Origin of the sequence: Flavobacterium magnesitis (assembly GCF_041729735.1) — a bacterium.
GTDB lineage: Bacteria > Bacteroidota > Bacteroidia > Flavobacteriales > Flavobacteriaceae > Flavobacterium > Flavobacterium magnesitis.
The window spans coordinates 73352-94029 of record NZ_JBCFQK010000012.1 but is presented as its reverse complement, the minus strand read 5'-3'; the positions used below and the strand labels follow the sequence as shown (position 1 = coordinate 94029).

Below are 20678 nucleotides of genomic sequence, written 5' to 3'. Positions count from 1 at the left end.
TTTTTAGTTGACTTTTTTATAGATAAAAGGTATCTTGCTAACAAAAAATGGAATGCCAAAAAACAAAATTCATTTTGAGATTTCCGAAAGGAAAATGATTTTGCATCTTGTAGATGTTTTTTGTGTTGTTACGTCTTTATATACTGTAGGAGCTTTTTTCGATTTGGAATATTTGAAATCAGCAGTATCTAATTTTACTTATTTAATAGTGCTGTTATTTTATCTAAAAGTGATTGGAACTATTTTTGAACTTTACAATCTCCAAATTTCGAGTAATGAATTTTTGGTTACAAGAAGTTGTATTCTTACTGTAGCAACAACGGTTTTAGCTTATTTTCTAACGCCCATTTATGCGCCGCAACTCCCTTCAAATCGGCTCCAGATTTTAACCTTTTTATTTGTAGTTTTCTTTTCACTGGTTTTGTGGAGGGTTTTTTATGTGCGTTTTCTGGCATCCAACCGTTTTCATCAAAATGCTTTATTAGTTTGTGAAGAAGAACAATTAGGCGAACTGATTTCAGGCTTAGCCAATATAGATCCTCATTATAAAATTATAGCTTATGTGAATGATTTTAAACAAGAAAAGGTTCAGAATCTATTTTATTCTAACATAGAGCGTGTATCTTCTGTAGATTTAGTGAATTATGTTAAGGAAAAACACATTACAGAAATTGTTGTAGCTTCTCAAAAAACAAATAGTATTACTTCCGAATTGTACCAACAATTATTGAAATTACTAGAATCAGGAAAGGTAATTAGAGAATATTCGCAGGTATATGAAGCTAAAACACAGCGTATTCCAGTACAATATGTAGAACGTGATTTTTATCGCTTTTTTCCCTTTAGTCGAAGCAATCAAAATCGTTTGTATTTGTTAATTGTAAGGATCTTAGAAGTTTTTCTTTCTATTATTGGCTTGTTGATTACGCTGGTATTAATTCCAATTATTTTTCTAGGAAATAAAATTGCTAATAAGGGAAGTTTATTTTACACTCAGGAACGTGTGGGTAAAGACGGTGTGGTATTTAAAATTCTAAAATTTAGAACTATGATCGAAAATGCCGAACTGGAAAATGCTGTGTTTGCTAAGGCTCAAGATCGCAGAATTACCGCTTTTGGAAAATTCATGAGAAAAACCAGAATAGATGAATTTCCTCAATTTGTAAATATTTTGAAAGGCGAAATGGCAGTAATTGGACCTCGTCCCGAAAGACCCTTTTTTGTAAAAGAAATTGCCGAAAGAATGCCTTTTTACGAAACGAGACATGTTATAAAACCAGGACTTACAGGTTGGGCACAAGTAAATTACAGTTACGGAGAATCTATCGAAGAGAGTTTAATAAAACTACAATACGACTTATATTATATCAAACACAGAAGTTTTTACCTTGATTTTAGCATTACCTTAAAAACCATAACAACCATCTTGTTTTACAGAGGACAATAAAGTTCTAAATAATTATTGGAATCGCTTTTCTGTTTTTTAGTACTAATTGTATCAAAAAATAGGCTGATGTTAATACTAAAGGCAATACAATAAATAAGTGTGCTTTATTGATTAATACCACCAGATAAATTAAAAGAGTAAAAAGATTAAATACAGATAATTTATAAATCCAAGACTTGTTTTTTATCCCATAAAAGAAGCAAAGTATTAACAAGGTAGGATTGAATAAAAGCACATTGTAATTATTGGTTAATTCCAAATGATTGGAGTAAAATCCCATAAAGAGAAAGAAAATTCCAAGGATTCCCATTAAAGAAAAATAAAAATAATGGATTTCTTTTTTATTCCAAATTGCCAGTAAAGCTAGAAAAATCAAATAAGAATAAATATTGTTCCACCATGAGCTGCTGTATGATGGCTTATAATGAAGCAAGTTTACGTTTTCTGGAGCTAAAGCTTGATTTTTATATTGGGTTACTGTTAAACTTTTTTGTAATTCTACGGGTAAAAATAACTTTGTTCCTTTAGTATCTACTTTAGTTCCAAAAATAATACTAGTACCTAATTTTTCGTAGAAATGATTATCAAAATAAGGAAATAAAATACTTCTGTAAGTCAGTCCAGTATCGGTTTTTTTTGTAATTACCTCAGTTCCTAATGTTTTGTTGATAATATCTACTACCATAGAAGTACAGTTTTTATCAATAAATTTATAGGTATAATGACTGTCTCCTGAAGCTAATGAAGTATTTAGATTTTCGAAAAGTTGTTGCTTTAATTCAATTGGAATGTTTAATTCTTGCTCATCAACAGAACGATTTTCATAAGCATATTGATTGATAAAATCAGTATAAGGATGCACTACAGCAAAATATTCTAAATCTCCTTTTGCAAATTTTGGAACAAAATTAGGCGTATTAAAATCAAAAGCACCATAATTGTAAACTGCATCTACAAAATTAACACTGTCTTTAATTCGAATAGCAGTATGTCCAAAAAGAGAATAGGATTCGTTCCCAACGCCACAAGTAATTACACTCACTGTGGCATCTTTTGACAATTGAATGTTCTGCGCCCAAAAAGTACTGAAAACACTAAAAAAGAATAACAGAAATATCATTTTTTTAGAAAGGAAAATAGGTGCCATAATAAGTGTCTTTGCTAATTTTTTTCAAAAGTATCATTTTTTAGCGAGCTTATTTCTTTCTTGTTTTAAATAAATAGTCAATAAAACAATCTGTTGAAAATTGATGTGGAAGAAAAAAGAACTAATTTGAAATTACAAACGGGATTGTATTAAATTTGTAGCTATTCTTAAAAGCAAATTGAAAATGAATATTAAAAAACACATCCCAAACAGCATTACGTTACTCAATCTTTTTTGCGGTTGTATTGCCATGGTTTTTGTAAGCAATCAAGATTTTGAAATGGCTTTTTTCTTTGTTTTTTTAGGGATTTTCTTTGACTTTTTTGATGGTTTTTTTGCTCGTTTATTCAAAGTTACAGGCGAGTTAGGTTTGCAATTGGATTCCTTGGCCGATATGGTTACTAGTGGCGTAGTTCCGGGTTATGTAATGTATTTTTTGTTGTCAAATAGTCAGCACGAAATTTCTAATCATTCGTTTTTTCCTTATTTAGGATTCATTATTACGCTAGGCTCTTGCTACCGTTTGGCGTTTTTTAATATTGATACGCGCCAAACCGAGTCGTTTATTGGTTTGCCAACACCAGCAAATTCTTTGTTTATATTGAGTTTGCCATTGGTAATAAGCTATTCTGATTCTTTATTTATTTTAGAATTATTGACTAGTCAGTGGGTTTTGTTATTGATTACAGCTTTTAGTGCTTATATTTTAAATGCCGAAATCCCTCTTTTTTCGCTAAAAATCAAGAAATTCACTTTAAAAGATAATTTGCTGCAAATTATTTTCTTAACGCTTTCGGTTTTGCTATTGGTGTTTTTTCAATATGCGGGAGTTCCAATGGTTATTATTGGTTATGTATTATTATCAGTTTTGAATAATAGGTTTTCTTTAGATGGCAAAGCAAAATAACCGACGCCGAACTACAACGTCCAGAAAATCAAAGAAGAAGTCTTCGGCAGTGCTGAAAAAGACAATCAAAACTGTGGTTATTAGCTTTTTTGTACTTCTTTTTCTAGGAATCGTCTATCATTACAGAGATGGTTTAGCCTATTATTTTAGCTTTAAAACCGATAAAGTTTTAGACAAAGAAGCCAGGGATAAAAGACTTTCTGTTGTGCGTAATTATCAGGTTTTAGAAAAAAATGATGACAAAGCCATCGGGATTGATGTTTCTGAATATCAAGGAGAAATTGATTGGGACGATGTAGAAACTTTGGATAACGACTACAGTTTATCGTTTGTTTTTATTCGTGCTACAGTAGGTAACGATCGATTAGACAAACGATTTGAAGAAAATTGGCTCCAGGCCAAAGAAAAAAATATCATTCGAGGAGCCTATCATTATTATCGTCCGAATGAAAATTCGATAGAGCAAGCCGAACTTTTTATAAAAACAGTTCGTTTGCAACAAGGTGATTTACCACCAGTGCTTGATATTGAGAGATTGCCCGAAAATCAATCTGTAGAACGATTAAAAATTGGACTCAGACGTTGGTTAACCAAAGTAGAGGAACATTATAAAGTAAAACCGATAATCTATACAGGAGAACGTTATTATGATGATTTTTTGAAAGAAGAATTCTCTGATTATTTGTTTTGGATTGCCAATTATAATTTTTATCGGGAAAAACTGGATGAAGATTGGCTTTTCTGGCAATTTACTGAAAAAGCAACGGTTTCAGGGATAAAAGGCAATGTTGATGTCAATATCTTTAATGGTGATTTGCAGCAATTGCAATTTATTACAAAGGAGTAGTTTCAGATTTCAGATTTCAGATTTCAGATTTCAGATTTCAGATTTCAGATTTCAGATTTCAGATTTCAGATTAAGAATGATAAACATCTATCTAATCAGTAATGGACTGTTTTCTGTGTTCTAAATTCTGCCTCTTTTATTCTCTAAAACTCCAGTTTCTTTTTTCTTAATTCGAAATTTTGTCCCAAATACACTCTGCGTACCATTTCGTCCTCTACTAATTCTTCGGGTTTTCCAGCTTTTAGAATTCCACCTTCAAACATCAGGTAGGTTTTGTCAGTAATGGCTAATGTTTCCTGAACGTTGTGATCGGTAATTAAGATTCCGATGTTTTTGTTTTTTAATTGGGCTACAATTCTTTGGATGTCTTCAACAGCTACTGGATCTACTCCGGCAAAAGGTTCATCTAGAAGGATGAATTTTGGATCTGTAGCCAAACAACGCGCAATTTCGGTACGACGGCGTTCTCCTCCAGAGAGTAAATCGCCACGGTTGGTTCGAATGTGTTCCAAGCTAAATTCGGCAATCAGGCTTTCCATTTTTGCAACTTGAGCTTCTTTTGAAAGCGTTGTCAATTGCAAAACACTCAAAATATTATCCTCAATACTTAATTTTCTAAAAACAGAAGCTTCCTGAGCCAGATAACCAATGCCTTGCTGTGCTCTTTTGTACATTGGAAAATGAGTAATATCAATATCGTCAAGGTAGATGTTTCCAGCATTTGGTTTCACTAATCCAACAATCATATAAAAAGAAGTGGTTTTTCCAGCCCCATTTGGGCCTAATAATCCAACGATTTCTCCTTGATTTACTTCCACCGAAATGCCTTTTACAACACTTCTCCCTTTGTATGTTTTTACTAAATTATCAGCTCTTAAAATCATCTTCAGTTAGTTTGCTTGAATACCTGTTAATTAGATTGTTCGACAAATAAACGAATAACCAAACAAACAAATAGCCACATTAACAATTTATTATTTTTTTAGTTCTAACTCTTTTTCTTTTTTCATCACTAAGACCGAAAGAAAGATACTAGCTTCATAGATTAAAAGCATCGGAATAGCAACAATAGTCTGGCTCACCACATCAGGAGGAGTAACGATTGCTGCAACAATTAAAACAATTACAATGGCGTACTTGCGGTAGTTTCTTAAAAAGTCAGGTGTTACCAGTCCTAATTTGGTTAAGAAATAAATGATTATTGGCAATTCGAAAAATAATCCGCTTGCGATTACTGAGGTTTTTACCATTCCAATATAGGAATCTAAGGTAAATTGATTGATTACAGTTTCACTGACAGTAAAAGTGGCGACAAAATTCACCGACATGGGAATAACTACAAAATAGCCAAAAATGACTCCTAAAAAGAATAATAAGGAGGAGAAAAAGATAAATACTTTAGCGTTCTTTTTTTCATTTTTATACAAGGCGGGACTAATAAATTTCCATACTTCCCACAAAATATAAGGAAAACTAAGAATGAATCCAAAGAGCATACAAATCCAGATAAACACATTTACCTGTCCTTCCATTTGTGTATTTTGGATGATAAAAGGCATTTCGGTAACACAGATGCTATCCGCAAAACCTAGAGTATGCGATAGTTCGCAAAAATAAACGTAGGTAAAGAAAGTAGGTCTGGTGGGGCCAAAAATGATGGTGTCAAATAAATAATCACTAATAAAATAGGTTGCTATTGCCATTAAAACTACAGCAATAGTGCTTCGAACCAATAGCCATCTTAAATCCTCAAGATGATCTAGAAACGACATTTCGTTTATGTTTTTTTTTGCCATTATAGAATTCCTTCTTTTAGTATGTCATGTAAATGTAAAACCCCTTTGTATTCACCATTGTCAACAACAATAAGTTGCGTTATGGAGTGGTTTTCTAAAATTTGCAATGCATCAATTGCCATAGTGCTGGATGAGGTAGATTTTGGGTTTTTGGTCATGATGTCTTTGGCTGTCAAATCCGTAAAAGTATCTCTGTCATTTAACATTCTACGAATATCTCCATCGGTAATAATTCCTACCACTTCATTATTTTCTATTACGGCTGTTGCACCCAGTCTTTTTTCAGAGATTTCAAAAATAACTTTTTTAATCGGAGTGTCTGGACTTACTATTGGTTTTTGACTGTGTTCAATCATGTCCTTTACCTTCAGTAAAAGTTTTTTACCTAAAGCACCTCCAGGATGGTATTTGGCAAAATCTTCTGCTTTAAAATCTCGCATTTCCATTAGGCAAATTGCCAGTGCATCTCCCATTACTAATTGAGCAGTTGTACTATTTGTAGGAGCTAAATTGATAGGACAAGCTTCAGCATCTACGGTAGTGTTCAAAACACAATCGGAGCCTTTGGCTAAAAAAGAACTACTGTTTCCGCTAATTCCTATTAGTAAATTTCCATCTCTTTTTAATAAAGGAATAAGTGCTTTAATTTCAGGACTATTTCCGCTTTTAGAAATGCAAATAATGACATCGCCTTTTTGGATCATCCCTAAGTCACCATGAATGGCTTCGGCAGCATGAAGGAACATAGAAGGTGTTCCTGTCGAATTGAAAGTAGCTACCATTTTCTGACCAATGATGGCGCTTTTTCCAATCCCGGTAACCACTAGTCGCCCTTTTGATTGAAAGATAATTTCTACAGCTTTTGAGAAGTTATCATCGAGGTAGTCAATTAGTTTTACAATAGCTTCACTTTCAGATAATATGGTTTTTTTGGCAATGGCCAATATATTTTCTTTGGATATCAAAACAGAATGTTTAAAATTTGTGTGTGTAAAAGAAATTTGTATCTTTATGTGATGCAAATTTATACAAAATACCAGATAATAAAGAATGAATTCAAACGAAATTGATATCCATAAAGAATTAAAGAAATATTTTGGCTTTAGTCAATTTAAGGGATTACAAGAGCAAGTGATTACAAGCTTAATGAATAAGCAAGATACATTTGTTATAATGCCTACAGGTGGAGGGAAATCCTTGTGTTATCAATTGCCTGCTTTAATTCAAGAAGGAACTGCAGTAGTAGTTTCTCCATTAATTGCTTTAATGAAAAATCAGGTTGATGCGATACGAAGTTTGTCTTCAGAAAATGGCATTGCCCATGTTTTAAATTCTTCACTTACTAAAACCGAGACCGCTCAGGTTAAAAAAGACATTACATCTGGATTAACAAAGTTACTGTATGTAGCTCCCGAATCATTAACGAAAGAAGAAAATGTCAATTTCTTAAAAAGCGTTACCGTTTCTTTTGTCGCTATCGATGAGGCACATTGCATATCTGAATGGGGTCATGATTTTAGACCAGAATACAGAAATCTTAAAAATATTATCAAACAATTAGGCAATGTGCCTGTAATAGGACTTACTGCTACAGCCACTCCAAAAGTACAAGAAGACATTCTGAAAAATTTAGACATGTCGGATGCAGTTACTTTTAAAGCTTCGTTTAACAGACCCAATTTGTATTACGAAGTACGAACAAAAACTAAAAATATTGAATCGGATATTATTCGATTTATCAAACAACATAAAGGAAAATCAGGGATTATTTATTGCCTAAGCCGTAAAAAGGTGGAAGCCGTTGCCGAAGTTTTACAAGTCAACGGAATTAGCGCTGTTCCGTATCACGCGGGATTAGATGCTAAAACCAGAGCGAAACATCAGGATATGTTTTTGATGGAAGATGTAGAAGTCGTGGTTGCTACTATTGCTTTTGGAATGGGAATCGATAAACCCGATGTGCGTTTTGTCATTCATCATGATATTCCTAAATCGCTAGAGAGTTATTATCAGGAAACGGGTCGTGCAGGACGTGATGGCGGCGAAGGACATTGTTTGGCCTATTACTCTTATAAAGATGTAGAGAAATTAGAAAAATTCATGTCTGGAAAACCAGTAGCCGAGCAGGAAATTGGTTTTGCTTTATTGCAAGAAGTGGTGGCTTATGCCGAAACTTCAATGTCCAGAAGGAAATTTTTATTGCATTATTTTGGTGAAGAATTCGACAGTGAAACTGGAGAAGGGGCGGATATGGATGACAATGTTAGAAATCCAAAAACAAAAGTCGAAGCTAAAAGCGAAGTCGTTCAATTGCTAGAAGTCGTTCGTGATACCAAACATTTATACAAGTCTAAAGAAATTGTTTTTACGTTGATAGGACGTGTAAATGCGGTTATAAAAGCACATCGCACGGATTCTCAATCGTTTTTTGGTTGTGGTGCAAAACATGACGAAAAATACTGGATGGCATTGCTGAGACAGGTTTTGGTGGAAGGATTTTTGTCGAAAGATATTGAGACTTATGGAATTGTAAAAATCACTCCAAAAGGATTGGATTTTATTGCAAATCCAATTTCGTTTATGATGTCTGAAGATCATGAATATGGGGTTGCTGAAGATGAAGCAATTGTAACTGCTGCAAAATCTTCTGGTACTGCCGATGAAGCTTTGATGGAAATGTTACGTGATTTGCGTAAAAAAGTAGCTAAAAAATTAGGAGTGCCTCCTTTTGTAGTTTTTCAGGAACCTTCTTTAGAGGATATGGCGTTGAAATATCCAATTTCTCAAGCGGAATTGATTAATATTCACGGAGTGGGAGAAGGAAAAGCGAAGAAATACGGAGCTGAATTTATCGCTTTAATCAACAGATATGTTGAAGATAATGATATTATCAGACCTGATGATTTGGTGGTTAAATCTACAGGAACCAATTCGGTAAATAAATTATATATCATTCAAAATATTGATAGAAAATTATCTTTGGATGATATTGCTAAGGCAAAAGGATTGACAATGGATGCTTTGATTAAAGAAATGGAGCAAATTGTATATGCTGGAACCAAATTGAATATCAAGTATTGGATTGATGATATGCTAGATGAAGATCAGCAAGAAGAAATCCATGATTATTTTATGGAATCCAAAACCGATAAAATAGAAGAAGCTTTAAAAGAATTTGAAGGTGATTATGATATCGACGAATTGCGTTTAATGCGTATCAAATTTATAAGTGAAGTAGCGAATTAGATTTAAGAACGCAGACTTTAGAATTAAGATTTCAGATTGATTGCTTGATGCTTTTAATCTGAAATCTTTTTTTATTGACTATTTCTAATTTCTGCTTTCTGAAAACTGCCTTCTGATTACTGCTCACTAAAAAGTACAGCTCGATGCGGTTTCAAAGCATCACGTACTTGAATCATATTTTCATCGGTAACTACCATAAAAGCTATGGCTTGCATTTCGCCTTGTACTTCAAATCCGGTGATGTTAATTGGAAATTTTTCAATAGCAATATATTCTTTTAGGTGAATTTCATGATGTTCTGCCGTTTTTGCTGCTGCAGGACCACGGAAATCCCAAATCAATTTTATTTTTCTCATGGAAGCTGTTTTGAGTTACAAATGTATAAAATTTTGCCTAAAAAGTATATATTGTATATATTTGCATAAAATAAATTGTCATGAGAAAATTAATTGATATCGATCAAACTACTCTTACTAAATTGAAGTTTATTTCTGTTTTCGAAAATGCAAGCGTGAAGTCGTTGATAGAAACTGCTGTGCAATCTTTTATTAAAAATAAAGAGTTAGAGCGTTTTAATAATTTGACTGATGAGGAAAAAGAAGATTTAGGGATGCTTTTGCTAATGCAGGAAGCTGATATAGAAGATACTGTTTCTAGAGATGAAATAATGAAAGCGTTACAGTAATGGAAGTGGTTTTTGCTAGATTGTTTTTAAAAGATCTTCAAAATATTTCTGATAAAAAATTAAAATCTGAAGTTGTTCAAGCTATTGAAGAATTTGAATCAGCCCAAAGTTTGTTGGAACTATCAAACATAAAAAAAATGCGTGGCTATTCAGAAGCTTATAGATTAAGAATTGGTAAATATAGACTTGGTTTCTATTGTGACGGACTTACAGTCAAATTAGCGAGATTTGTAAAAAGAGAAACTATCTATAAATTATTTCCTTAAATCTCACTACTATTTTAAAATTCGAATATAACATTCGAACAATCCAAAAAAAAAAATGCCACAAGAACTACTACTACAAGTAGCACCAGAAATAGCCGCAAACGAATTGTTGCTTAAAGATTATTTGTCTAAACAGATAAAAATTGTTTCAGAAGAAATTCAGCATGTTAGTATTTTAAAACGTTCGATTGATGCACGTCAAAAAGCTGTTAAAATCAATTTGAAAGTGCTTATTTATTTAAATGGAGAAACTTTTAAGGGAAATTTACTGGAATTACCCAATTATCCTAATGTACAAAATGCCCAGGAAGTTATTGTGGTAGGAGCTGGCCCTGCGGGACTTTTTGCCGCTTTGCAATTGATAGAATTGGGGTTGAAACCTATAGTTGTCGAACGAGGAAAAGATGTTCGTGGTCGTCGTCGTGATTTGAAATCCATCAATCGAGATCATATTGTTGACGAAGATTCTAATTATTGTTTTGGTGAAGGAGGAGCAGGAACCTATTCGGATGGAAAATTATACACGCGTTCTAAAAAACGAGGCGATGTGAATCGGATTTTAGAATTATTAGTCGCTTATGGCGCCACTCCTGATATTTTGGTAGATGCACATCCGCACATTGGAACCAATAAATTGCCAAAGATTATCGAAGACATTCGTGAGAAAATAAAAGAATGTGGCGGTCAGGTTTTGTTTGAAACCAGAGTAACTGATATTCTAGTGAAAAATAATGAGGTTGAAGGAATTGTAACTCAAAATGGAGATCGAATTTTTGCTAACAAATTGATTTTGGCTACAGGACATTCGGCGAGAGATATTTTTGAATTATTGGATCGAAAGCAAATATTTATAGAAGCAAAACCTTTTGCTTTAGGCGTTAGAGCCGAACATCCGCAATCCTTAATTGACAGTATTCAGTATAGTTGTGATTATCGTGGCGAATTATTGCCGCCAGCGCCTTATAGTATTGTAAAGCAAGTGGGAGGAAGAGGAATGTATTCTTTTTGTATGTGTCCGGGAGGTGTAATTGCTCCTTGTGCTACAAGTCCGGGAGAAGTGGTTACGAATGGTTGGTCTCCTTCTAAAAGAGATCAGGCTACTGCCAATTCAGGAATTGTAGTCGAATTGAAATTAGAAGATTTTAAGCCTTTTGCAAAGTTTGGTGCTTTGGCAGGAATGGAATTCCAAAAAAGTATCGAACAAAAAGCGTGGCATTTGGCAGGGCAAACTCAAAAAGTACCTGCTCAAAAAATGATTGATTTTACACAATCTAAAGTTTCGAAAGAAATTCCAAAAACATCTTATGTTCCTGGAACAACTTCGGTGGAATTGGGGCAAGTTTTTCCTGGTTTTTTAACTCAGATATTACGTGAAGGTTTTACTGAATTTGGGAAATCCATGCGTGGTTATATGACTAACGAAGCCGTTCTTCATGCACCTGAATCCAGAACATCATCACCAGTGCGAATTCCAAGAGATGGAATTACATTAGAACATTTGCAAATAAAAGGCTTGTATCCATGTGGAGAAGGAGCAGGCTATGCAGGCGGAATCATTTCGGCGGCTATTGATGGTGAAAAATGTGCTTTAATGATTGGCGAAGCATTAAATAAAAAACCTCGAATTATAAGCTAATTCGAGGTTCGGAATTTATTTTTTCTTTTTCAAACGGTCTTTAAAAACCTTTTCAAATTTTTCTAATTTGGGCTGTATAACTAAGCGACAATACGGTTTGTTCTTATTGTATTCGTAATAATCCTGATGAGAATCATCGGCTTCATAAAAAAATTTAAAAGGATCAACTTTGGTAACAATTGGATTGTTGTAAACCTTATTCGCATTCAAATTGTTGATGATTTCTTGTGTTGTTTTTCTTTGTTCTTCATTTCTATAAAAAATAACCGAGCGGTATTGTGTACCAACATCAGCACCTTGACGATTCAATGTTGTTGGGTCGTGAACGGTGAAAAAGACTTTTAGAATTTCATCTAAATTGGTAATTTTTTTATCGAAAGTGATTTGGACTACTTCGGCATGACCTGTTTTTCCAGTGCAAACGGCTTCGTAGCTAGGATTGGCTACTTTTCCTCCTGAAAAACCAGAAACTACTGTTTTTACTCCAGTCAAATTTTCGAAAACGGCTTCAATACACCAATAACAACCGCCTCCAAGAGTTATGGTTTCTAGGCTAGAAGTGCTTTTTTTGGAATTATTTTGTCCCATCATGCTTAATGATAGAAAGAGAATAATTAGGAATGACTTTTTCATAATGTTATTTGTTTTTGATAGCTAAAAAAGTTTTTACTATTTATTTTTTGAGTTTAGGTTAATGTAATAATGTTACTTTTTACCATTAAGAAATTAAGGAACATTAAATCTAAATTTTCTTAATTTCTTAATGGTGAAATTATAGATTTTGGTTGTTTTATTTACTGTCTGGAATAAAATCAAGAGCAATAGAATTCATGCAATATCTTTTTCCTGTTGGAGGTGGGCCATCATCAAAAAGATGACCAAGGTGGCCGTCACATCGTCCGCAAAGTACTTCAATACGCTCCATATTATAGGAGAAATCATTTTTGTAAACCACACTTTTTTTATTTTCTTGTTCAAAAAAACTGGGCCAGCCACAGCTACTTGAAAATTTGGCAGTAGAACGAAACAATAGATTGCCACAGGAAGCGCAATAATACGTTCCTTTTTGATCCGTGTTCCAATATTTTCCAGTAAAAGCTCTCTCCGTTTCGGCTTTTCGCATTACTAAATAAACGTCTTCAGGAAGTACTTTTTTCCATTGAGCATCGCTCAGTTTTAGTTTTGTTGTATCCGTGTTGGAATAATATGGATTTCCAGGTTTGCTGATTTTATTATTGGTTGTTTTTTGTACTATCTCTGTGTATTGCTTGTTTTGTCCGCAAGCGGTAAAACTAAATAAAGGCAATAAGAAAAGGATATTGACAAAAGAGTTCGTTTTCATTTTTAATGTTTTAGGGGTTTTGTAATTTAATGACGTTAAGTAATCTTTTGATAAACACAAAGATAGCTGTCAAAACGAGCTTATACTGTTGTTTAGTATACAATTTAACAGCTATTTATAGTTTGTTTAGCTAATGTATTTACGGTTTAAGGTGATTTTTGGTTTTATAAAATAATTAGAATAGCATGATAATACTATTAAAAGTAAAGTCTTTTACGGCTTTGATTACTTTTAGTTTATAATTTGAAAGAGAACGTTAAAGCGTTACGGTTTCCTTATCTTTTTTGTATTTTTGTCTAGCTATAAAAAAATATGATAGAAGAAAACGTAATACTAGTTAATGAAAATGATGAGCAAATAGGATTAATGCCTAAGCTAGAAGCTCATGAAAAAGCGGTATTACACCGTGCTTTTTCGGTTTTTATTTTGAATGATAAAAACCAATTGATGTTGCAACAGCGGGCACATCATAAATACCATTCTCCAATGTTGTGGACCAATACTTGTTGCAGTCATCAGCGTGAAGGCGAAACAAATCTTCAGGCAGGAAATAGACGCTTAATGGAGGAAATGGGATTTCAAACACAATTAAAAGAATTATTTCATTTTATATACAAAGCGCCATTTGATAATGGATTGACTGAGCATGAATTGGATCACGTAATGATTGGGTATTTTAATGATAATCCGTTAATTAATCCCGAAGAAGTGGAATCCTGGAAATGGATGGAAATTGAAGCGGTAAAAGAAGATATCTTAATTAATCCAGCTTTTTATACGGTGTGGTTTAAGATTATTTTTGACGAATTTTATCATTATTTAGAAGCGCATAAACTTTAAGAAAAGCTAATTTTTGAATCTAAAATTGGATTATGAGAGTAACAATAAGTAGGAAAGCACATTTTAATGCAGCCCATCGTTTGTATCGAAAAGATTGGACTTTTGAACAAAACGATGCTGTTTTTGGCAAATGCAATAATCCCAATTTTCATGGTCATAATTATGAATTAATTGTAAGTGTTACTGGAGAAATTGATCCCGAAACGGGTTATGTGATTGATGCTAAAATTTTGGCTGATATTATTAAGGAAGAGGTTGAAGATGCTTTTGATCATAAAAATTTGAATTTAGATGTAGCTGAATTCGAAAATTTGAATCCAACTGCCGAAAATATTGTAGTGGTAATTTGGAATAAAATAAGAAAACGCATTGAATCTAAATTTGATTTAGAAGTAGTGTTGTATGAAACGCCTCGTAATTTTGTAACTTATAAAGGAGAATAATGGCATTAAAAGTAGGAGATGTAATTCCAAAATTCACTGCCAAAGATACTAATGGGAATCTTTTTGAAAGTGAATCTATTATTGGTAAAAAAGCTGTAATTATTTATTTTTACCCAAAAGATAATACTCCACAATGTACTGCTCAAGCCTGCGGTTTTCGTGATAATTATGACGATTTTTTAAAATTAGGTGTTGAGGTTATCGGAATTAGTTCGGATGATGTTGATTCGCATCAGGAATTTGCTAAAAAATACAACTTACCTTTTATCTTATTGTCTGATTCAGATAAGAAGATTCGAAATCTTTTTGGTGTGCCATCAAAAATATTTGGTTTGCTTCCAGGAAGAGTGACTTATTTTGTGGACAAACAGGGTATGATTCAAATAGTATTTGATAGTCTGTTAGGGATGAAACATGTCTCAAAAATGATTGAAAAATTGATTAAATAATCTATAAATAAAAAAAAAACAAAAATAATGAAGAATATATATCCATTGCAGTTTACGCCAATTTTGAAAGAAAGAATTTGGGGTGGTGAAAAATTAAAAACAGTTTTAGGAAAGTCGATTGAATCTTCTACAACTGGCGAAAGTTGGGAATTATCTACGGTTGAAGGAGATGTAAGTGTAGTTGCTAATGGAGAATTGAAAGGACGTTCTTTAATGGAAATTATTGATGATGCACCAAACGAAATATTAGGAACGGCAGTTTATGAGAAATTCGGAAAGCAATTTCCGTTGCTTTTTAAATATTTAGATGCTCGGGAAGATTTGTCTATTCAGGTGCATCCAAATGATGCTTTGGCTAAGGAACGCCATAATTCATTTGGAAAAACAGAAATGTGGTACATTATGCAAGCTGATGCTGATGCTCGAATTATTGTGGGTTTCAAAGAGAAATCAAATGCTAATGAGTATGTTGAGAATCTAAAAAACAAAAGCTTACTTTCTATTCTTGATGATGTAAAGGTAAAATCAGGTGATGTGTTTTTTCTGGAAACAGGAACGGTTCATGCCATTGGAGCTGGTTTGGTAGTTGCCGAAATTCAGCAAACATCGGACATTACGTATCGCATTTATGATTTTGATAGAGTAGATGCTCAGGGTAATGGGAGAGAATTGCATATAGATTTGGCTTTGGATGCGATTAATTATGAAAAAGTTGATACTTATAAAGAGTATACGAAGGAAGTGAATCAGTCCAATAGTGTAGTGGATTGTCCTTATTTTACAACTAATTTTGTTCCTCTGGATGGACAGGTAATTATCAATAAAAATGGAGAATCGTTTACTGTTTATATGTGTATTGAAGGGGATTTCGAATTAGAGTATAATGGCGAGAAATACAATTATAAAAAAGGAGATACAGTACTAATTCCAGCAGCAATCAATGCTTTTGTTTTGAGCGGAAAAGCTTCTATTTTAGAAATTTACATTTCATAGTAGCTAATAGAAAGTTTATGTGTACTTTTGCAGACGCAAATTAAAATTAAATAAAAATGGCAAACGTTAAGAATTTAAAGAAAGACATCAATTACGTTTTAGGAGATATTATTGAAGCAGTTTACTTGTTTGAAATTTCTACAACAGGAAAACCAACAGACGAAACAAATGCATTAATTGACGAAGCTATTGCTGCTTTTGACACTTTAATCGTTAAAGTTAACGCTAAAAATGTTGAAAACAAGAAAGCACATTTCAAACAGATAAATGTTGAATTGGAACAAACTGCTAATCAATTGATTGCTAAAATCAACAATTTGTAGTAAAAAAAAAGGGTGAAAAAAGTTTGAAATTATTTTGGAATAACAAAATACAGACTTATATTTGCACCCGTAATGAGACGCCAGCGTAGCTCAGTTGGCTAGAGCAGCTGATTTGTAATCAGCAGGTCGTGGGTTCGAGTCCCTCCGCCGGCTCAAAAAAACCATCTATATCATTTAGGTGGTTTTTTATTTGAGTTGAAAAATACATTACAAAATATTGAGTCGCCAGCGTAGCTCAGTTGGCTAGAGCAGCTGATTTGTAATCAGCAGGTCGTGGGTTCGAGTCCCTCCGCCGGCTCAAAGAAAAACCATCTAATTTTTATTAGGTGGTTTTTTGTTTTTATGCAGATTTTCGAATCAATTCCGAAATTGGAATCAACACGGATCAATACAAAAACCTGTGGAGTTAGAAAAAAATTACCGCAGAGGGTGCTAAGTTTTTGACCCTTAAATTTTATAAAAAGGCAAAGTTCGCAAAGCTTTCTATTGATTTAGCTTTGCGAACTTTGTGCTTTTAGAAGCATTCTTAGTTAAAAACCTTTGCGTTCTCTGCGGTAAAAAAAAATTAGAGCGTAGCGGTTTTATGTTTCTCCATAACATTTAGCGTTGATCCCTTTTTAAAATTTAAAATTTAACAGAATAAAAAATGCCGTCTAAGTTTTGTTAGACGGCATTTTTATTATGTTTAAAAGGGAATTATATTTCTATAGGCTTCTCTGCTGTAAATATAAAATAGAAGCCAATCAGGATAAATGGGATACTTAGCCATTGACCAGTAGAAAGTAATCCTAGAGCGTTTTCAAAACCGCCTTGACTTTCTTTTACTGATTCGACTACCATTCGAACTGAGAATAAAAGCACAAGGAAAAGTCCAAATAAGAAACCTGCTTTTTTTCTAGCTTCGGTTTTCCAATACAAGAAAAATAAGATGGCAAAAACAAAAACATAGCAAACAGCCTCGTATAATTGTGCTGGATGTTTAACAGGAACCTGTCCTAGTAAGTCAGCAAATTTTGGATCTGTTGCAATAGCAGTATAAGCTTCTTTAGGGTTTGAAATTTGTGTAGCGTTTACTGCATCTGCTTTGCTGTAATAATCGTGAAGAAATTTTATTCCAAATGGAGAGTTGGTTTCTTTTCCAACAATTTCAGAATTGAAAAAATTACCTAATCTCACAAAAATAGCTCCACTAGCAACAGCAATTACTACTCGGTCTAAAATCCAAAGCAAAGGTCTTTTTAGGATTTTTTTACTGTAATAATACATTGCAACTATAATGGATATTGCAGCTCCGTGACTTGCTAATCCTTGAAAACCTGTAAATTCAAATTTAGGACTAAATCTAAAAGGTAAAAAGATTTCGAGTAAATGATTTCTAAAATATTCCCAATCGTAAAAGAGAACATGCCCTAGTCTGGCGCCAATTAATGTGGCAAGAACAGTCCATACAAATAGCGAATCTAGTTTTTCTATGGATTCATTTTCGCGTTCGAAAATATTTTTCATGATGTACCAGCCCAATCCAAAAGCGACTACAAACATTAGGCTGTAAAAACGAATTACAAAAAAACCTAAATCTATGCCTTCGGAGGGATTCCATACGATATTTAAAGCGTGTATCATGTATTTTTGTTTTATGGTTGTAAAAATAAATATTTAAAGTAAAACCAGTACTAATTAAAGGTTAATGTTTATGATTGCATCTTTTTTCGGGAACGGGATCATAGCCGCTTTTTCCCCAGGGATGACAGCTAAAGATTCTTTTTAAACCCAAATAACCACCATAAAATAAACCGTGAGTTTTTAAAGCTTCAATCATATAAGCGGAACAAGTAGGTGTAAATCTACAGCTTGCTGGAGTTAAGGGTGAGATTACCAATTGGTAGAAACGCACGAATACGATAAACGGAAATATGATGATTTTTGAAAACATTTTTATAGATTTATGGAATGGTTTTGATATTCATAAAAAATATTTTCATTATGGTTATCAAAATCAAATGCTAAAACTCGTTCCTTCTTTGCTGTCTTTAAGTTGGATTCCTAAAGCAAGCAATTGATCTCTAATATGATCTGACATGGCAAAATCTTTATCGGCACGTGCCTTATTTCGCATATCAATTAACATATTTATAGTTCCTTCTAGTTTGTCGTTACTGCTATCAGCCGATTTTTGATTTTCAAGACCAAGAACATCGTAAACAAAAGAATGCATTGTTGTGGAAAGTATTTCAAGATCAGTTGCACTAATAGTTTCTTTGTTTTCTTTCAATAGATTAATGAAACGAACGCCTTCGAATAATTGTGCAATTAGAATTGGCGTGTTGAAATCATCATTCATTGCATCATAACAAAGCTGTTTCCAGTTAGCAAAATCTAGACTGCTGTTTGGGCTAACGTTTATTTGGTTCAGGGAATCAATAGCTTCTATTAATCTTTTGTATCCTTTTTCGGCTGCTACAATAGCTTCGTCCGAAAAATCAAGAATACTTCTGTAATGTGCTTGTAGCATGAAAAAACGTGCTACGGATGCTGGGAAAGCTTTACTGAGAATAGTATTTTTTCCAGATAAAATTTCGCCAGGCAAAATATTGTTTCCAGTGGATTTTGCCATTTTCTTACCGTTTAAGGTAAGCATGTTGGCGTGCAACCAATAATTTACAGGAGTTTGTCCAGTGCAAGCTTCGTTTTGAGCGATTTCACATTCGTGGTGAGGGAATTTTAAATCCATTCCGCCTCCGTGAATGTCAAAATGATTGCCAAGATATTTAGTGCTCATGGCTGTACATTCTAAGTGCCAGCCAGGAAAACCATCGCTCCATGGTGAAGGCCAGCGCATGATGTGTTGCGGTTCGGCTTTTTTCCATAAGGCAAAATCTTGTGGATTTCTTTTATCGGATTGTCCGTCAAGATCTCTTGTATTGGCAAGCATGTCTTCAATATTGCGACCGCTTAATTTTCCGTAATGATTGGTTTTGTTGAATTTTACCACATCAAAATAAACAGAACCATTGGCTTCGTAACCAATTCCGGAATCAATTATTTTTTTGATAATTTCAATTTGCTCAATAATATGACCTGTTGCGGTAGGTTCGATACTTGGAGGCAAGAAGTTGAATGCTTTTAGAATTTCATGAAAATCGACAGTGTAACGCTGTACTACTTCCATTGGTTCTAATTGTTCTAAGCGTGCTTTTTTAGCAATTTTGTCTTCTCCTTCATCAACATCATCCACGATGTGTCCTACATCGGTAATGTTTCTAACATATCTTACTTTGTAACCCAAATGAATGAAATATCTAAAAATCACATCAAAAGACATAAAGGTTCTTAGGTTTCCAAGATGTACATTACTGTAAACGGTTGGTCCGCAAACATACATTCCAATGCTGCCTTCGTTGATAGGTACAAAAGTTTCTTTTTCTCCAGAAAGGGAATTGTATATTTTTAGTGTTTGAGTATTGTAAATTGACATGTTTTGTTTTTTTGGGAGCCTAATTAGCTTCGCTTATATTTTTTATAGAAGAGGTATAAATAACAGTTGTTATTAGAATTTAGTTTCTAATTTGATATAGTCTAAAAATTCTCTTCTAGATTGTTCTTCTTTGAATTTTCCTCCAAATTCAGAGGTTACGGTACTACTTTCGATATCGCTAATTCCTCTTGAGTTTACGCAAAGGTGTTTGGCATCAATAACACAGGCTACATCTTGGGTTCCTAAAGCTCTTTGTAATTCCTGAACAATTTGCATGGTAAGACGTTCTTGTACTTGAGGTCTTTTAGAATAATATTCTACAATACGGTTCATTTTTGATAAACCAATCACAGTACCATTAGAAATATAAGCCACATGAGCTCTACCGATAATTGGTAATAGATGGTGTTCGCAAGTAGAATAAACAATGATGTTTTTTTCGACTAACATTTCTCCGTATTTGTAATTGTTATCAAAAGTAGAAGCTTTTGGTTTTTTAGCTGGATTTAATCCGCCAAAAATTTCCTTTACAAACATTTTTGCTACACGATTGGGTGTGCCTTTTAAGCTATCGTCGGTTAAGTCCATTCCTAGAGTTAGAAGAATGTTTTCGACGTCTTTTTTTATTCTGTCAATCTTTTCATCATCCGAAATTTCAAAAGCATCTACTCTCATCGGATTTTTTGCACTTGAACCAATATGATTGTCTCCTATTTCGTCGTGCAGTTCTTCATTTTGTATCATTAAATACTACTATTATAGTGGGTGTATATTTTTAAGGCTGTAAAGATAATTAATATAAACTAAAGAATTTCTATAGCTTTTGATAAAAAATA

23 protein-coding genes and 2 tRNA genes are annotated in these 20678 nt (G+C 33.4%); 14 read left to right on the top strand and 11 right to left on the bottom strand.

All coding sequences use genetic code 11. The features are described from left to right. Window positions 1-52 precede the first annotated feature (52 nt). The gene (locus AAGV33_RS09775) at window positions 53-1447 is read left to right on the top strand and encodes an exopolysaccharide biosynthesis polyprenyl glycosylphosphotransferase (RefSeq protein ID WP_373391799.1); all 1395 of its coding nucleotides are present in this window, start codon (window positions 53-55) and stop codon (window positions 1445-1447) included. A gap of 4 nt (window positions 1448-1451) precedes the next feature. On the opposite strand, the gene AAGV33_RS09770 is transcribed toward AAGV33_RS09775, so the two are convergent. Further along, window positions 1452-2594 (bottom strand): lipoprotein N-acyltransferase Lnb domain-containing protein, encoded by a 1143-nt coding sequence (locus AAGV33_RS09770; RefSeq protein ID WP_373391798.1) that lies wholly within the window; start codon window positions 2592-2594, stop codon window positions 1452-1454. Window positions 2595-2778: 184 nt separating this feature from the next. Between AAGV33_RS09770 and AAGV33_RS09765 the strand changes: the two genes are divergently transcribed. Then, window positions 2779-3501, top strand: coding sequence for a CDP-alcohol phosphatidyltransferase family protein (locus AAGV33_RS09765; RefSeq protein WP_373391797.1), 723 nt, complete (start codon window positions 2779-2781; stop codon window positions 3499-3501). Next, window positions 3485-4348 (top strand): glycoside hydrolase family 25 protein, encoded by an 864-nt coding sequence (locus AAGV33_RS09760; protein WP_373391795.1) that lies wholly within the window; start codon window positions 3485-3487, stop codon window positions 4346-4348. Before AAGV33_RS09765 ends, AAGV33_RS09760 begins: the two co-directional genes overlap by 17 nt. Before the next feature lie 143 nt (window positions 4349-4491). On the opposite strand, the gene lptB is transcribed toward AAGV33_RS09760, so the two are convergent. From lptB to AAGV33_RS09745, 3 genes are all read right to left on the bottom strand, one after another. After that, the gene (gene lptB, locus AAGV33_RS09755) at window positions 4492-5232 is read right to left on the bottom strand and encodes an LPS export ABC transporter ATP-binding protein (RefSeq protein ID WP_373391794.1); all 741 of its coding nucleotides are present in this window, start codon (window positions 5230-5232) and stop codon (window positions 4492-4494) included. Between the two features lie 90 nt (window positions 5233-5322). Further along, window positions 5323-6144: a twin-arginine translocase subunit TatC gene (tatC, locus tag AAGV33_RS09750; RefSeq protein WP_373391793.1), complete on the bottom strand. Its 822-nt coding sequence runs from the start codon at window positions 6142-6144 to the stop codon at window positions 5323-5325. Continuing rightward, a complete protein-coding gene (locus tag AAGV33_RS09745; RefSeq protein ID WP_373391791.1) occupies window positions 6144-7109 on the bottom strand; it encodes a KpsF/GutQ family sugar-phosphate isomerase in 966 nt (321 codons plus the stop codon). The genes tatC and AAGV33_RS09745 overlap by 1 nt, the downstream gene beginning before the upstream one ends. A gap of 85 nt (window positions 7110-7194) precedes the next feature. On the opposite strand from AAGV33_RS09745, the gene AAGV33_RS09740 reads away from it, so the two are divergent. Next, window positions 7195-9390, top strand: a complete 2196-nt coding sequence (locus AAGV33_RS09740; protein WP_373391790.1) for a RecQ family ATP-dependent DNA helicase — start codon at window positions 7195-7197, stop codon at window positions 9388-9390. A 116-nt stretch (window positions 9391-9506) separates the two neighbouring features. Here the strand turns inward: AAGV33_RS09740 and AAGV33_RS09735 are convergent, their stop codons facing one another. Continuing rightward, window positions 9507-9746: a hypothetical protein gene (locus AAGV33_RS09735; RefSeq protein ID WP_373391789.1), complete on the bottom strand. Its 240-nt coding sequence runs from the start codon at window positions 9744-9746 to the stop codon at window positions 9507-9509. 80 nt (window positions 9747-9826) lie between these two features. Here AAGV33_RS09735 and AAGV33_RS09730 point away from each other — a divergent pair, with 80 nt between their 5' ends. From AAGV33_RS09730 to AAGV33_RS09720, 3 genes are read left to right on the top strand one after another with little or no spacing between them, the layout of a single operon-like run. Further along, the gene (locus AAGV33_RS09730) at window positions 9827-10075 is read left to right on the top strand and encodes a hypothetical protein (protein ID WP_373391787.1); all 249 of its coding nucleotides are present in this window, start codon (window positions 9827-9829) and stop codon (window positions 10073-10075) included. Beyond that, window positions 10075-10341: a type II toxin-antitoxin system RelE family toxin gene (locus tag AAGV33_RS09725; RefSeq protein ID WP_373391786.1), complete on the top strand. Its 267-nt coding sequence runs from the start codon at window positions 10075-10077 to the stop codon at window positions 10339-10341. The genes AAGV33_RS09730 and AAGV33_RS09725 overlap by 1 nt, the downstream gene beginning before the upstream one ends. 55 nt (window positions 10342-10396) lie before the next feature. Beyond that, entirely contained in the window at window positions 10397-11977 is a 1581-nt protein-coding gene (locus AAGV33_RS09720) for an NAD(P)/FAD-dependent oxidoreductase (RefSeq protein WP_373391785.1), read from the top strand. A gap of 15 nt (window positions 11978-11992) precedes the next feature. On the opposite strand, the gene msrA is transcribed toward AAGV33_RS09720, so the two are convergent. Next, window positions 11993-12610 (bottom strand): peptide-methionine (S)-S-oxide reductase MsrA, encoded by a 618-nt coding sequence (msrA, locus tag AAGV33_RS09715; protein WP_373391784.1) that lies wholly within the window; start codon window positions 12608-12610, stop codon window positions 11993-11995. A gap of 157 nt (window positions 12611-12767) precedes the next feature. Next, the gene (gene msrB / locus AAGV33_RS09710; RefSeq protein WP_373391783.1) at window positions 12768-13319 is read right to left on the bottom strand and encodes a peptide-methionine (R)-S-oxide reductase MsrB; all 552 of its coding nucleotides are present in this window, start codon (window positions 13317-13319) and stop codon (window positions 12768-12770) included. 312 nt (window positions 13320-13631) lie between these two features. Here msrB and idi point away from each other — a divergent pair, with 312 nt between their 5' ends. From idi to AAGV33_RS09675, 7 genes are all read left to right on the top strand, one after another. Beyond that, window positions 13632-14159: an isopentenyl-diphosphate Delta-isomerase gene (idi, locus tag AAGV33_RS09705; RefSeq protein WP_373391782.1), complete on the top strand. Its 528-nt coding sequence runs from the start codon at window positions 13632-13634 to the stop codon at window positions 14157-14159. A gap of 32 nt (window positions 14160-14191) precedes the next feature. Then, entirely contained in the window at window positions 14192-14602 is a 411-nt protein-coding gene (locus AAGV33_RS09700) for a 6-pyruvoyl trahydropterin synthase family protein (RefSeq protein ID WP_373391781.1), read from the top strand. Then, window positions 14602-15051 carry a peroxiredoxin gene (locus AAGV33_RS09695; RefSeq protein ID WP_373391780.1) on the top strand — a complete coding sequence of 150 codons (450 nt, stop codon included), beginning with the start codon at window positions 14602-14604 and terminating at the stop codon, window positions 15049-15051. The genes AAGV33_RS09700 and AAGV33_RS09695 overlap by 1 nt, the downstream gene beginning before the upstream one ends. A gap of 24 nt (window positions 15052-15075) precedes the next feature. Then, window positions 15076-16044 carry a type I phosphomannose isomerase catalytic subunit gene (locus AAGV33_RS09690; RefSeq protein ID WP_373391833.1) on the top strand — a complete coding sequence of 323 codons (969 nt, stop codon included), beginning with the start codon at window positions 15076-15078 and terminating at the stop codon, window positions 16042-16044. Between the two features lie 56 nt (window positions 16045-16100). Next, on the top strand, window positions 16101-16367 hold the full coding sequence (locus AAGV33_RS09685; RefSeq protein WP_373391779.1) for a hypothetical protein: 267 nt from the start codon (window positions 16101-16103) through the stop codon (window positions 16365-16367). Between the two features lie 79 nt (window positions 16368-16446). Next, a tRNA-Thr gene (locus AAGV33_RS09680) sits at window positions 16447-16520 on the top strand. Between the two features lie 71 nt (window positions 16521-16591). Further along, window positions 16592-16665: transfer RNA gene (locus AAGV33_RS09675), tRNA-Thr, on the top strand. 398 nt (window positions 16666-17063) lie between these two features. Here the strand turns inward: AAGV33_RS09675 and lgt are convergent. From lgt to folE, 4 genes are all read right to left on the bottom strand, one after another. Continuing rightward, complete coding sequence (lgt, locus tag AAGV33_RS09670; RefSeq protein WP_373391778.1) at window positions 17064-17990, bottom strand: prolipoprotein diacylglyceryl transferase; 927 nt, start codon at window positions 17988-17990, stop codon at window positions 17064-17066. Window positions 17991-18051: 61 nt separating this feature from the next. Then, complete coding sequence (gene yidD / locus AAGV33_RS09665; RefSeq protein ID WP_373391776.1) at window positions 18052-18300, bottom strand: membrane protein insertion efficiency factor YidD; 249 nt, start codon at window positions 18298-18300, stop codon at window positions 18052-18054. 63 nt (window positions 18301-18363) lie between these two features. Next, a complete protein-coding gene (cysS, locus tag AAGV33_RS09660) occupies window positions 18364-19842 on the bottom strand; it encodes a cysteine--tRNA ligase (RefSeq protein WP_373391775.1) in 1479 nt (492 codons plus the stop codon). Between the two features lie 72 nt (window positions 19843-19914). Next, window positions 19915-20586, bottom strand: a complete 672-nt coding sequence (folE, locus tag AAGV33_RS09655; RefSeq protein ID WP_373391774.1) for a GTP cyclohydrolase I FolE — start codon at window positions 20584-20586, stop codon at window positions 19915-19917. Window positions 20587-20678 lie beyond the last annotated feature (92 nt).

Excerpts from the sequence above, each read along its gene's own strand:
- msrB (WP_373391783.1), bottom strand. The coding sequence starts at position 13,319 with ATGAAAACGAACTCTTTTGTCAATATCCTTTTCTTATTGCCTTTATTT.
- yidD (WP_373391776.1), bottom strand. The coding sequence starts at position 18,300 with ATGTTTTCAAAAATCATCATATTTCCGTTTATCGTATTCGTGCGTTTC.
- lgt (WP_373391778.1), bottom strand. The coding sequence starts at position 17,990 with ATGATACACGCTTTAAATATCGTATGGAATCCCTCCGAAGGCATAGAT.
- AAGV33_RS09760 (WP_373391795.1), top strand. The coding sequence starts at position 3,485 with ATGGCAAAGCAAAATAACCGACGCCGAACTACAACGTCCAGAAAATCA.
- AAGV33_RS09685 (WP_373391779.1), top strand. The coding sequence starts at position 16,101 with ATGGCAAACGTTAAGAATTTAAAGAAAGACATCAATTACGTTTTAGGA.
- folE (WP_373391774.1), bottom strand. The coding sequence starts at position 20,586 with ATGATACAAAATGAAGAACTGCACGACGAAATAGGAGACAATCATATT.
- lptB (WP_373391794.1), bottom strand. The coding sequence starts at position 5,232 with ATGATTTTAAGAGCTGATAATTTAGTAAAAACATACAAAGGGAGAAGT.
- tatC (WP_373391793.1), bottom strand. The coding sequence starts at position 6,144 with ATGGCAAAAAAAAACATAAACGAAATGTCGTTTCTAGATCATCTTGAG.
- msrA (WP_373391784.1), bottom strand. The coding sequence starts at position 12,610 with ATGAAAAAGTCATTCCTAATTATTCTCTTTCTATCATTAAGCATGATG.
- AAGV33_RS09735 (WP_373391789.1), bottom strand. The coding sequence starts at position 9,746 with ATGAGAAAAATAAAATTGATTTGGGATTTCCGTGGTCCTGCAGCAGCA.
- AAGV33_RS09775 (WP_373391799.1), top strand. The coding sequence starts at position 53 with ATGCCAAAAAACAAAATTCATTTTGAGATTTCCGAAAGGAAAATGATT.
- AAGV33_RS09730 (WP_373391787.1), top strand. The coding sequence starts at position 9,827 with ATGAGAAAATTAATTGATATCGATCAAACTACTCTTACTAAATTGAAG.
- AAGV33_RS09700 (WP_373391781.1), top strand. The coding sequence starts at position 14,192 with ATGAGAGTAACAATAAGTAGGAAAGCACATTTTAATGCAGCCCATCGT.
- idi (WP_373391782.1), top strand. The coding sequence starts at position 13,632 with ATGATAGAAGAAAACGTAATACTAGTTAATGAAAATGATGAGCAAATA.
- AAGV33_RS09695 (WP_373391780.1), top strand. The coding sequence starts at position 14,602 with ATGGCATTAAAAGTAGGAGATGTAATTCCAAAATTCACTGCCAAAGAT.
- AAGV33_RS09740 (WP_373391790.1), top strand. The coding sequence starts at position 7,195 with ATGAATTCAAACGAAATTGATATCCATAAAGAATTAAAGAAATATTTT.
- AAGV33_RS09725 (WP_373391786.1), top strand. The coding sequence starts at position 10,075 with ATGGAAGTGGTTTTTGCTAGATTGTTTTTAAAAGATCTTCAAAATATT.
- cysS (WP_373391775.1), bottom strand. The coding sequence starts at position 19,842 with ATGTCAATTTACAATACTCAAACACTAAAAATATACAATTCCCTTTCT.
- AAGV33_RS09765 (WP_373391797.1), top strand. The coding sequence starts at position 2,779 with ATGAATATTAAAAAACACATCCCAAACAGCATTACGTTACTCAATCTT.
- AAGV33_RS09720 (WP_373391785.1), top strand. The coding sequence starts at position 10,397 with ATGCCACAAGAACTACTACTACAAGTAGCACCAGAAATAGCCGCAAAC.
- AAGV33_RS09770 (WP_373391798.1), bottom strand. The coding sequence starts at position 2,594 with ATGGCACCTATTTTCCTTTCTAAAAAAATGATATTTCTGTTATTCTTT.